This is a genomic window from Parabacteroides caecihominis (assembly GCF_023656785.1).
Taxonomy (GTDB): domain Bacteria; phylum Bacteroidota; class Bacteroidia; order Bacteroidales; family Tannerellaceae; genus Parabacteroides; species Parabacteroides segnis.
This window is the reverse complement of record NZ_JAMOKS010000010.1, coordinates 1-13,143: the sequence shown is the minus strand read 5'-3', so window position 1 is coordinate 13,143 and position 13,143 is coordinate 1. Positions and strand designations below refer to the sequence as shown.

General features: G+C 39.8%; 6 protein-coding genes. All 6 read left to right on the top strand.

Annotated elements, in window-relative coordinates; genetic code table 11:
- The first annotated feature begins 18 nt into the window (after nucleotides 1-18).
- The 6 genes from NBH14_RS10045 to NBH14_RS10020 all read left to right on the top strand — a co-directional run bounded on the left by NBH14_RS10045 (nucleotide 19) and on the right by NBH14_RS10020 (nucleotide 12,941).
- Nucleotides 19-1,806 (top strand): RagB/SusD family nutrient uptake outer membrane protein, encoded by a 1,788-nt coding sequence (locus tag NBH14_RS10045; protein ID WP_250817390.1) that lies wholly within the window; start codon nucleotides 19-21, stop codon nucleotides 1,804-1,806.
- Nucleotides 1,807-1,931: 125 nt separating this feature from the next.
- Nucleotides 1,932-5,531, top strand: a complete 3,600-nt coding sequence (locus tag NBH14_RS10040; RefSeq protein WP_186959021.1) for a glycosyl hydrolase — start codon at nucleotides 1,932-1,934, stop codon at nucleotides 5,529-5,531.
- Between the two features lie 156 nt (nucleotides 5,532-5,687).
- Nucleotides 5,688-7,952, top strand: a complete 2,265-nt coding sequence (locus NBH14_RS10035) for a glycosyl hydrolase family 95 catalytic domain-containing protein (RefSeq protein WP_186959020.1) — start codon at nucleotides 5,688-5,690, stop codon at nucleotides 7,950-7,952.
- A 227-nt stretch (nucleotides 7,953-8,179) separates the two neighbouring features.
- The gene (locus NBH14_RS10030) at nucleotides 8,180-8,791 is read left to right on the top strand and encodes an RNA polymerase sigma factor (protein ID WP_128133070.1); all 612 of its coding nucleotides are present in this window, start codon (nucleotides 8,180-8,182) and stop codon (nucleotides 8,789-8,791) included.
- 10 nt (nucleotides 8,792-8,801) lie between these two features.
- Nucleotides 8,802-9,758, top strand: coding sequence for a FecR family protein (locus NBH14_RS10025; RefSeq protein WP_186959019.1), 957 nt, complete (start codon nucleotides 8,802-8,804; stop codon nucleotides 9,756-9,758).
- Nucleotides 9,759-9,914: 156 nt separating this feature from the next.
- Nucleotides 9,915-12,941: a SusC/RagA family TonB-linked outer membrane protein gene (locus NBH14_RS10020; RefSeq protein ID WP_186959018.1), complete on the top strand. Its 3,027-nt coding sequence runs from the start codon at nucleotides 9,915-9,917 to the stop codon at nucleotides 12,939-12,941.
- The last annotated feature ends 202 nt before the right edge of the window (nucleotides 12,942-13,143 follow it).

The window sequence follows — 13,143 nt, the reverse complement described above, 5'->3', positions numbered from 1 at the left end:
ATTTTATTTTATAAAACAATGGAAAGAACATATATATATAAAACGTTATTGCTATTAATGGCAATCTTTACTGTCATTGGTTGTGACGATAATAAATTTCTGGAAGAAGATCCTGAAACATTTTACACAATCGACAATGTATTTACTACCTCCGAACAGGTAGATCAAGTACTTACTACTTGCTATATCAAAGTACATAATATATATTGTCCTTACAATAACTTTGGAGAATTGAATTTGTGGTCGTATGGAATGGGTAACGGAACAGATGTGCTGGATGTACCGACTATACGTTATTCTTACCGGTTTAATGATTACAGTATAATTAATTCGGAATATGGGGTATTCAAAGATACATATGCCGCATTTTATTATCTGATTAATGCTGCCAATACCGCCATTTATGCCACAAATTTAGAGCATATAATGTGGAATTCGGAATCCGACAAAGCTTATATAATTGCTCAGGCCCGATTCTTCAGGGCTTTTGCTTACAGAAATTTAGGAGAACTATTTGGTGGAGTTCCGTTGGTAACAGAAATAACTTCTACTCCTAAATATGATTATAAACGTTCGACACGTATGGAGACCTATCAATATGCTATCGATGAAATGGAAAATATCATAAACGATTTGCCTGTTACAACAGCGGAAGCCGGACGTTTGGTAAGGGCGGCTGTTCAGCATAATCTTTGCCAATTGTACATTGATAAGGGTGTGTTGCTGGAAGCGGAAGGCGGTGATGCTGCCAGTGCATATAATAAGGCTATTTCGTATGCCAATGATGTTATAGATTCTGGTACTTACAGTCTTATGACAGAGCGCTTCGGTGCACGTAAAAATGAAGGTCCGGAGTTCTATTATGCAACTTCGGCAGTAGAACAGACTGCTGACCGGACTTATTCATCAGCAGGTTATCCTATAGAAGGAAATGTTTATTGGGATCTTTTCCAGGTAGGAAATCAGGATTATCAGGATGGGAACACTGAAGCCATATGGTGTGCTCAATCAGATTATGAGGTATATAAGTCCGACGGAAGTTTGGCATGTTTGGATTATCCTGCTATTTATGGACCTGTTTTCAGAGATCAGGGAGGAGCGCATATCGGTGGTCAGATGGAAGACGTCGGGGGTTTTGGTTGTAGCCAGGTAACTCCTACTCCTTATTCTCGTGATGGTGTTTATGAAGGAAAATGGGGTGAAGATATACGTAATTCGGAGGCTGTTTTACGCCGTGTCTTTTTGGGAAATATAAAAACATCCGAATACTATGGAAAACAGATTCCATGGGATGTTCTTTATAAAAAAGATCAAAATGGTAAATATGACGATGGTGCTTATACCTTGATATATCCGATATCATGTAAAATAGGTCCTGATTTTTATACATTGGCGGCTGATGGCAGGGTATTGCGCAGCATTTTCCGTGATGATTATCTGATACGTTTACCCGAAACCATTTTATTGCGTGCCGAGGCCAAATTGAGAGTCGGAGACAAGTCTGGTGCCGCATCTGACATAAACATGTTACGTTCACGGGCAAAATGTAGTTACTTGGTGACTGCTAATGATGTTAGTCTTGATTTGATCCTTGACGAGAGAACCCGTGAATTGATGTATGAAGAGAGTCGTTGGAATACTCTGCTTCGCATGGGAGGTACAGTTGCTGCCGATCGTATAAAAAAATATTCATATTGGGACTATCCGAGATTAACATTGACAAAACCCTTTAATCTTTGGCCTATTCCTCAAACGGTTATTGATACGAATAAAGATGTAGTACTGGAACAAAATCCCGGTTGGTAATAATCTTGTCGTTATTTAAAGACAAGAATAAATTAGTAAAGAGGTTTCCCATGGTAAAAAGGGAAGCCTCTTTATATGACCAGATGTTTATGATTTCGAATAAAATACAAAATAATAATTTATTTATGAGGAAGATAGTCGTTCTTCAAATAGTTGCTTTTTACCTTTTTTCCTGTCAGGTAACTTATGCTCAGTCACAAAGATATAAGGGATATCCGAAAAAAGATACGGATATCTTTTCTGAATTCGCCAACCCTCCGAAGGGATATGGAAACGTTCCTTTTTATTGGTGGAATGGTGATAGTTTGAATAAGGATAGAATGAAAGAACAGCTTGATATTTTATCTGCATCTGCGACAGATGGTTTTGCTGTAAGTTATATACACATGGACCCTGAAGTGGATGTCGGAGAAATGAAAGACGGATATGGACTTTCCGGAAAAACAGAAGCAGGAAGGCCTAAGGTGTTCTCCGGAGATTGGTGGAATTTCTGGAATTGGTTTGCCAAAGAGTGTTCCCGGAAAAACATCGGATTAGGTATGGATGATTATACCATAGGATGGATTGGTAATGGGTATTATACGGATGAGTTGTTGAAAGAAGAAAAATTTCAGAATTATCAAGGTGAATTGGAGATTGTGTCTGATTCTGTTCGGGGAGGGACCACTTTTATTTATGACATTCCGGAAAGATTGGTCGGTGCTGTTGCCTGGCCAGGGAAAATAGATCTGACAGAATATATATCAGGCGGAAAACTTTTGTGGAGTGCTCCGGAAGGGAAAGACTATAAAATATATATTCTTTCAACGAAAAAAAGTCATTTGTTGCATCCGGATATCGGAAGAGAATATGTGAACGTGTATTTTGATCGTTTTGAAAAGAATATGGGAGATGCAGCTTCGGGGGGCATGAACTATTTTTTTCAGGATGAATTGTCTTATCCTATTAAAATAGGGTCCTGGTCGGAGGACTTTAAGGAGGAATTTGAAAAAAGGAAAGGGTATGATATCACACTTTATCTTCCTGCTTTGAAAGAAAGTATCGGAGATATAACACCAAAGATACGTTTGGATTATTGTGATGTATTAATGGATTTGGCGGAAGAACGCTTTTTTCAGCCCATTTATAATTGGCATGCTTCACGCGGTTTGATTTATGGAAGCGATAATTTTGGACGTGGGATGGAACCGTTGGCATACATCGATTATTTCAGGGCTAATTCTTGGTACACAGCTCCGGGGAATGATGCTCCATCGACCGGCTCTAGTTTTTTGCAAACGAAAGTATCCAGTTCAATAGCTCATTTATATGAACGTCCGCGAACATGGCTTGAGGCTTTTCATAGTATGGGATGGGGAAGTACGGGCTCATGGCTGACCAAACAAATGGACCATCATTTTATGGCAGGTGGAAATTTAGTCTGTATGCATGGATTATATTATTCCACACATGGTGGTTGGTGGGAATGGGCTCCGCCCTGTTTTCATTTCAGAATGCCTTATTGGCCGCATATGAAACAATGGCTTCAATATACAGAGAGATTGAGTTTTCTGATGAGTCAAGGTACTCATGTCTGTGATATAGCCTTGATGTATCCTACGGAATCGATGCAGGCCTATCCGGATGCTAACACAAAGATTGCGTTTGAACAGGCAATGAAACTTAGTAATTCCGGTTTGGATTATGATTTTATGGATTACAGGTCATTGCAAAAATCAAAAGTAGAGAACGGCTGTTTGAATATCTCGGGAGAAAAGTATCGTATATTGATTTTGGCAGATATGAAAGCGATGCATTATTCTTCTTTATTAAAAATACGGGACTTTTATCGTTCGGGAGGGATAATAATAGCAACAGGCGAGTTGCCGAAGGCCAGTACTAGCATGGGAGAAAACGATTCGAAAGCGGATGCAATTATCCGGGAAGTATTCGGTGCGACATCCCTGGAAGTTTCTCAAGGGAAAAAAGTAAAGAAACAGGTTCATGATTCGGGGGGAGTAGGATTGTATATGTCGGAGGATAAGGTGTCGGAGCAGATAAAATCTTTGATTGTTCCGGATTTTATATCAGGAACCGGAGAAGGGAAGGTTTTACATAGATATGTGGGAGAACGTGATGTCTATATGGTTATGGACGTGCCTGAAGGTACAGAATGTTTTTTCAGAGCTACGGGTAAAGTTGAACTTTGGAATGCTTCTGACGGAACAATCTCCGATTATCCGGTTGTTCGCCAAACAAAAGAAGGAACATGGCTCCGATTGGATAAAGAACCGGATAATTCGTATTTGTTTGTCTTTTCAAAAGGAACACCCATTGTAATGCCTGAAGGTAAAAAGGAATCGAAGTTGATATACCGATCCTTAATTACAGGTTTGTGGGAGACGGAATTGTTGCCGACATTAGATAATAAATGGGGGGATTATCGTTTTCCGGCTTCGGATGTTATCGGTGCTGAGGCGCGTTCTTTTAAACATCGACCGGCTGCTTTTTCTCCTCAAAACTGGATGTCGACAGATTTCGATGATTCGGAATGGCCTGAAAGTGTGTATGGGTTTGGACCTCAATTTGTCACAGAATGTACGTCCACGGATATCCCGTTGGATAATGTGTTACAAGGAAATGAATCGTCAGGAGAGATGTTGGAGTTTTCATGGCAGTATGGTGTTTTTGACAATCCGGGATCACAAGGATGGCATGGTTTGAAAGGTAAAGTCAGCGATGGCTTTTTCATTTTGGACCAGGGAGCGCATCAAATATACAAAAGTAAAGTCTATGTCCCTGTAACAGGCTCATATAGGATCGAAATAGATGGTGTTAAACCTGATTTTCTTTTGATCGACCAGAAGCCTGCGAATGAAAATATCTGGTTGGAAGAAGGATGGCATCCATGTACTGTAGCATATGCAAATACAGAGAAAGGTAAATTCAAGTTTCAGAAAGGTACGTATCGGGATTTTAGAAAGAGAAGTTCCGTTGTATTTTTCCCTGCATCATCCGTTACCCCGGCAAAGCCGTCTTCATACGACAAAATAATTTCTACACGCTGGGCTTTAGGAGATTATTTGTTGTATGATCCTTACGGAGGAGAGAATCTTACTTGGAATTATCGTTTTAATTCTGTTCCGGGAATGCAGGAAATGGACATGATGATAGCCGGAAGCGATTTGAAAGTATGGTTTAATGGGAAAGCAATAGAAAAAGGGAATATCCGATTTCTATCCGAAGATTCTTCGGGGATGAGAAAGTATCGGGTTATCTTTCCTGAAACTCGGAAGAAAGTTGGCCTGGTCGCTTTTTCGATCAAACGAAAACCCGGTTATCAGGGGACTGGTGCGATTTGTGAACCCATTAAAATAAAAACAGGGAAAGGGCTTTTGGATGCCGGTAATTGGTCGGAGACCGGAGCCTTGAAATATTATTCAGGTGGAATGTATTACAGAAAGCAGATAACAATACCAAAAGCCGAAGCATCCGGTAAAGTCATTCTGGACCTGGGCAATGTAAATGCTTCCTGTGAGGTAAAAGTTAATGGTAAAGAGGTGGGCATACTGATGAGGCCGCCATATAAAGTAGAGATAGGCAAGTATGTTAAACAAGGTGATAACCAATTGGAAGTCTTGGTTTATAGCACGTTGTCGAATCATTATCAGACGATCCCGACTCCATATAAGGGAGATGGGGTTGCCGGACTTTTAGGTCCTGTCTCGTTGAGCATATGTGAATAATCAGAGAGCTTGTTATTATTGTAAAAGCAATAATAATCCACACAATAAGCAGCTATTTGCTATTTTTTATAGTAATAGCTGCTTTTATATTTGTATTTGAAATGAAAACATATAATTGAACAGTATATCCCTTAGCGGAGCACAATTTATTTACAAATGAAGAAGAATTTAATACTATCCCTGTCCGTATTGAGTACACTCTTATTTTCTGCTTGTACGGATCAAGCTAATCATCAGGAAAGTCAGGCAGAAAATATCATAAGAAAACACACCATTCGCTTTACGGAACCTCCTAAACGTATACCTGCACCGCATTCGGTCGATGCACCTTTGTTGGGGAATGGTTTTACCGGGGTTGCCTTGTCGGGAACACCGGAGTCGCAGGTCTTTTATGTCGCCAGGAATGATTTCTGGAGACTGAAGTCTGCTTTGGACGAATCATTTCCTCTTGTTCTGGGTAAGATAGAACTGGATATCCCTCAATTGAAAGATGCCTCCTATCTGGTGGAACAACAGCTATATGATGCCGTATCGACCGCCCGCTTTACCAAAGGGGATATTTCCGTTTCCTATAAAGCCTTTGTTCCTGCCACGGAAGATATGTTGATTGTGGATTTGAATATGGAAGGGAATGGTTCTGTGGAAGGTACAGTCGGAATATCTTTCTTGGGAAAAGAAGAACAGATTGATAATCCGCCTCGTGAACGGATATTCCCCGATGTCAGGGAGCATGAGACGAAACCGAATGGTATTGAGTATCTATCCCGTGCCTTTGTAGACTCTGTCGATATACCGATTAAAGGAGCTATGGCGTTACGGGTGAGCGGATCTACGGATGGCAAATTCACCCTGGAACCGGGAAAAACGGTCCGTTTGGTGTGTGCCTTCTCCAGCAATTTCAAGAGTGACGATTGTGTGGCTACCGTCATAAAAAAAGTAGAAGACTTTACTCCGGCACGACAGGCTGAGATAGAGAAAAGCCATAAAGAATGGTGGCGGAATTATTGGGAAAAATCGTATGTCAGCATACCGGACAGTGTAATTGAAAAACAATATTATCTATCTCTTTATGGTATGGGCTCCTGTTGCCGGGATATTGATTTTCCACCCTCTATTTTTGGTACTTGGATCACGAAGGAACGTCCTTACTGGAATGGGGATTATCATCTGAACTATAACCATATGGCCCCTTATTATGCGCTTTACTCGGCAAACAGGATTGAGCAGGCTGATCCCTATATTTCCTCTATGCTAGCACAGATAGAGAGAGGTAACTATTACTCGGAGAAAGTCACCGGTATTCCGGGAGGTATTTTGCTGCCTGTAGGTGCGGGACCATTAGGTGTTGAGACGACCCGCAGGACTCCGTTCATGGATACCTATTATTATGACTGGATTAAAAGCGGAAATATAGAAGACGAAGGTATGTTCTGGGGACAAAAAAGCAACTCTGCCTATGCTGTCGTTAATATGTCTATGCAGTTTTATCATACCTGGGATGAAGCCTATACCCGGAAAGTGTATCCTTTCGTAAAAGGGGTTGCCACCTTTTGGGAGAATTACCTGACACGTGAAGGTGACCGCTATGTCATTTATAATGATGCGATCCATGAAGGTATGGTCGGGACGATGAATCCTATTCTTTCATTGGGACTGGTGCGGATGGTGATGCAGACCGTTTCTGATATGAGCGCTCTTTTAGGAGTCGATGAAGAAAAGAGAACACAGTGGCAGTTTATCAACGAGCATCTTTCCGATTATCCGTTGCAGGAGCGAAACGGTAAGACAGTCTTCCGGTATACGGAAAAAGGTTGCGACTGGTGGGACGGAAACACACTGGGAATCCAGCATATTTATCCCGCAGGCCAGATCGGTCTGAACAGTGATCCCAAGTTGCTGGAGATTGCTTATAACACAGTCGATGAAATGCAACGTTGGCTGGATTCTAATGGAAGTAACAGCTTTTTCCCGGCAGCTGTGCGGATCGGTTATAAACCGGATAGCATCTTAGTTCGTTTGAACGCTTATTCAAAACACACTTACCCGAATGGATTCCAAGCAGGTAACCCGCATGGCATCGAAAACTGGAGCACGGTACCTAATACGATCAACGAAATGCTCTGTATGGGACACCAGGATATTGTCCGTGTCTTTCCTGTATGGCCTCGCGATAAGGATGCGTCGTTCCATCAGATCCGGGTAGATGGCGCTTTCTTGGTTTCCAGCGAACTGAAAGGCGGAGCAGTTACTTCTTTGACTCTTGTCAGTGAGAAAGGTCGCGATTTAACTTTGCAGAATCCGTGGAAAGGTAAGAAAGTCGAGATTACAGACCCTGTTGCCGGTAAGAGAACCGTGGACGGTGATTTTATAAAAATGAAGACAGAGGCCGGTCAGACGTACCGGTTTGCAATTGAGAAATAAAGGTCTGCAATAATAATCCACTTAATAAGCAGCTATTTGCTATTTTTTATAGTAATAGCTGCTTTTATATTTGTATGGTAACGCCATCATTTTACCAGTCCGTTACCTCGCTTATGCAAAACAATGTTAAATAATTGTACTCGAATCACGGAAACTATAACGGTATAGTATCCTTAATATAGATTCGGTAATAATGCAATGTATCATTTATAGAAAAAATACCACGAATGCACAAAATGGAGCAGTTATCAGACCAACAGTTAATGAGGGAGATCGTGTCTGATAACTTTAAAGCTTTCACAGAGCTTTACAATAGATATAAACATACTCTCTTTCAGTTTGTCATCCGGCTTTCGCACGGCGATTATTCGATGGCAGAGGAAGTTGTGCAGGAGACATTTATCATTATCTGGGAGAACCGGAAGAAGATTGTGGTTGAATTTTCATTTCAGGGTTATCTGAAAAAGGTATCCCGTAACCTGTTCCTGAAAGAAACGGCAAAACGTATTCAGGAACAATTGATGATCTCACAGATAGAGAATGTCAGGGTAGCCGAGAATTGTGTGGAGGATGAAGTCGAGTTGAACCTGTTGCTGGAGGAAGTGGAGCGTATCATCTCCATGTTGCCACCCGCCAGACAAAAAGTATATCGTTTGAAACACATCGAGCATCTTTCGCAAAAGGAGATAGCCAGCCTGCTGGGTATTTCGGAAAACACGGTGGAGAGTCATCTGAAACAGTCGACGAAGTTCCTTACCCAGATGCTGAGAGCGAACAGGGGTGACCTGCTGAATGGCATAGCTTTATTACTTTATCCTATTTTTTCATTCTTATTTTAAAGAAATAACTATGAGCAGACAGATTGAATTATTAGATAAATTCTACGACAATAAAGCTACCGAAAGTGAGAAACGTCAGTTAGCCGGGCTGTTGAATGATCCAGACAGGTGGACGGATGATTTTGATGAAATATGGGATCATTCCTTCGGTCATATGCCTGATTCGGTAGACGAGCGGATTTTTAAGGCTATCACAGCAACGGCCAATCCTGCAAAGATAAATATCAGAAGGTTTTTTATGCGTATGGCTACCTGCGCGGCAGTTTTCGGTGCCGTTGCCATATCATTGTTCTATTGGAACGAAAACCGGTTGTTAACCAAATATAACGATATGACCGTAGAAGTAGGTCACGGACAAAAGTCGGATATTTCCTTGCCGGACGGCACAATAGTCCATCTGAATGCCGATTCCAAACTGCGTTACGGCAGTCATTTTAACGGGAAACAGCGTCAGGTAGAACTGACCGGCGAAGCCTATTTTGATGTAGCAAAGGATGCCCAATCTCCTTTCATTGTAAAAGCCGGCGATATTCAGGTACGTGCTTTGGGGACTTCATTTAATGTCCATGCTTATCCTGATGATGAAAATATCACGACTTATCTGGCAGAAGGTTCGGTTATAGTTTCATCGCCGGACCAGTCCCTTAATTTAAGTCCGGGGGAAGTGGCTGTTTATTCGTTGGCAGATACCCGGATGACAAAGAAACAAGAGGAGGATGATCGGTTGTTTATCGCCTGGATGAATAATGAAATGGTATTCAACGATGAGCCGATCCTGAATATTATCAAACTGCTGGAGCGTAATTATAATGTGAAGTTTGAGATTAAAAGCGATAAACTGAATAGCATTACTTTCTCCGGTACACTGAAAAATGCCAGCTTGCAATCAACACTATATGCTTTGCAATTTACATCTTCTATCTCTTATAAGAAAAAAGATGACGTGATAGAACTCTATAGTGATTAACCTTTTAAATTTTATCGATATGACGTAGAAAAAAGCATATGTATACAAAAAAGGGAAAGTGCTTCCAACACCTTCCCCTTATTAGTCAATCAAGAGAGTGGAGTATTTGCATGTAAACACTCTCTAGTAATTAACCTTTTAATGCTACACAAAAGTATGAATAAAAAATCAGAAACTATTTCTTCTTTTAGGAAAAAAGGAAATATTATGAAAAAGGCAGGGGTTATATGTATTTCAGCCTTTCTCTCCACTTCGGTTTTTGCACAGATAACACTCGATGTAAAGCAACAAACCATCAAACAAACGTTACGTACTATCGAAAAGGCGACAGACTATCGTTTTTTTTACAGTAATCAATTACCGGATCTGAATAAAACAGTATCCTTCGAAGTCAACAATCAGTCAATAGATGCGACCATGAATAAACTATTGAATGGAACCGGTTTGTTCTATGAGAAAAGAGAGGATAATCAAATTTATCTTGCGGCCAAGAATGCAAGGGGAGAAGAAAAGATTATTAAAATATCCGGGACAATTCTTGATAACAATAATGAACCGATTATTGGTGCAAATGTTTCGATTAAGGGAACAACTACTGGTACTATAACTGATATAGATGGTAATTTTAGTCTTGATGTTTCAACGGGCATGACGTTGCTTGTTTCATATATTGGGTATGCTACCAAAGAAGTACCTGTAGGAAACCAGTCGGTTTATAAAATTATCATGACTGAAGACACTCAAAATTTGGATGAAGTTGTTGTTGTTGGTTATGGTACAATGAAAAAGAGTACGGTGACGGGAGCTATTTCAACAATGAAGGCTGATGTCATAGAGTCTATCCCTGTATCTAATTTATCTAATGCTTTAGCTGGACGCTTAGCTGGTGTTAATGTTACTCAGTCAACAGGTACACCTGGTATATCATCTAAAATTAGAATTCGTGCCAGTGGTTCATGGAATTCACAAGATCCTATTTTCGTTATTGATGGTGTTGTCCGTTCAAAAGCCGCATTTGATGCATTGGACCAGTCCGAAGTAAATGAGATTTCTATGTTGAAAGACGCCGCTTCTACTGCTATCTATGGTTCTCGCGGAGGAGATGGCGTTGTGTTGGTTACAACAAAACAAGGACGTAAGGGGAAGCCTACTTTACAATATTCAGGTTCTGTTACGATTGAACATCCTACAAAAATATTGGAGTTTAATGATGCTGTAACACATATGAACTTAACTAATTTTGTTTTTTCTGATCCTTCAAGTTCAAATCATTTTTCTGAAGATGAGTATGCTTATTTTGCAAAAACAGGAGCATATAGCTGGTATGACGAAGCTTATGAAACACCGATTAATACACGTCATGCTGTAAATGTAACAGGAGGAAATGATCGAGTAGATTATTATATTGGGGGGGCATTCTTTTATCAAAAGGGCTTTTTACCGAATGTAGATTATAAGAAATATAATTTGCGTGCAAATATCAACGCAAAAATAACAAAAGATTTGACAGCCTCTTTGTCATTGAGTAATACATATGGGGATCGTCATCGTTTTAATTTTACGTATGATTATGAATCTGATGATTTGAATAATCTTTGGGGTAAATTGTTAAATATGAATTGGAATATACCACCATATATTGATGGAAAGCCTGTGTATGCTGGTTGGATTGCTCATCCTATTGAACGAATGAGGAATGGTGGATACTGGAAACGCTCCAACCAAATGGTTGATGCTTTAATCTCTTTAGAATATAAAATTCCGTTTGTTGAAGGATTATCCGTTAAAGGTATATTTAGTAAGAACTTTAATAATCAATATACAAAGTCATTTGATAAAAAACACACGTTGTATGGGTTTGAAATAGAAGGGGGGAATAATCATATTATGTCTAACCGTCCTGATGGCTCTGTTATACTTAGTGGTGACCCGGACCGTGAAAACTTATATAATGCGTTTCAAAGAAATAACGATTATCAATTGAATGTTCAAGTAAACTATAATCGTACATTCGGAGAACATTTAGTTGATGCTTTGTTGGTATATGAACAAGCAGAAGGTTTCATGAATAAATTTGATGGAAGACGTAATGATTTTCCCATAATTGTAAAGGATCAATGGTTTGCTACTAGTGGAAATTCGGTGGATTCAACTGTTGATGGTTCTGAATCAGAATCGGCACGTGTTTCTTATGTTGGGCGTATAAATTATTCCTATGCTAATAAGTATATGCTTACAGCCTCTGTTAGACGGGATGGATCTATGTTTTTTGCTCCGGGAAAACGCTTCGGTTGGTTCCCTGCTGTTTCTGCAGGATGGGATATAGCAAAGGAAGACTTTTTCATGAATAAAATATCAAATGTTCAACAATTGAAACTACGTGCATCTTATGGTTTAGCAGGACAGGATCAACTTATAGTTGATGGTGTTAATGTGAATCAGTGGAGATGGCTGGAAACATATACTAATGGAAGTTCTATGTATTTTGGTGATGCATTACAAAAGGGTATTGCTTACTCTGGTATTGTGAATCCTTTAGTTACATGGGAAAAATCTCAGTCTATTAATGTGGGAGTTGATACTCGTTTCTTGGAAAATTTTTCTGTATCTGCAGAATATTGGAATAAATACACTTATGATATCTTGGGTGACCGTATAATATCTTTACCTTCTAGTTTTGGAGCAACGATGCCTCCGGAAAATTATGGTAAAGCCAGGGCACAGGGATTTGATTTGGAAATTGGATATAATGGTCTTGCTGGTGATTTTTCCTGGTATGTTAAAGGTAATTTGGGTTATGGTGTATCTAAAGTGAAATTGAAAGATTTTGCAGAAAATGGACAATGGGTGGATAATCCGAATGGTAAATATACAGATTATTTGAAAGGATATGTAGCAAAAGATATTATCCGTACGGAAGAGGATTTGCAAAAATTGAGAGATCAATATGGTAACGGGACAGATTTTGGAAATTATCGTATTCATGGTCGTGTACCTCAGTTAGGGTCAATAGATTATGTGGATATTTCTGGTCCAGAGGGTAAACCAGATGGAACGATAGATGGTTACGATAAAGATGTTATAGCTAATCATAAATCTAATCCTGTTAATTACGGTTTTCGTGTTGGTGGTGAATGGAAAGGGCTGGCTCTTGAATTATTTTTCCAGGGGGCTGCAGGGTAGGGTGTTCAGTAAAGTGTTCTCATTTTAGCATACTTTTTTTAGTGTTTGATTCCGCATGGAGACTAGGTTTGGCGATAGTTTTTTTGATGCCCATTCATTGATATCCTTGAGTCGAATTCGTTCCAAACGTTCTTTAAAGAGGAAATTTTTCGTATCTCTGTCTTTCAGTAATTGAATATGTGCCGGCAAGAAAAGAATGAAA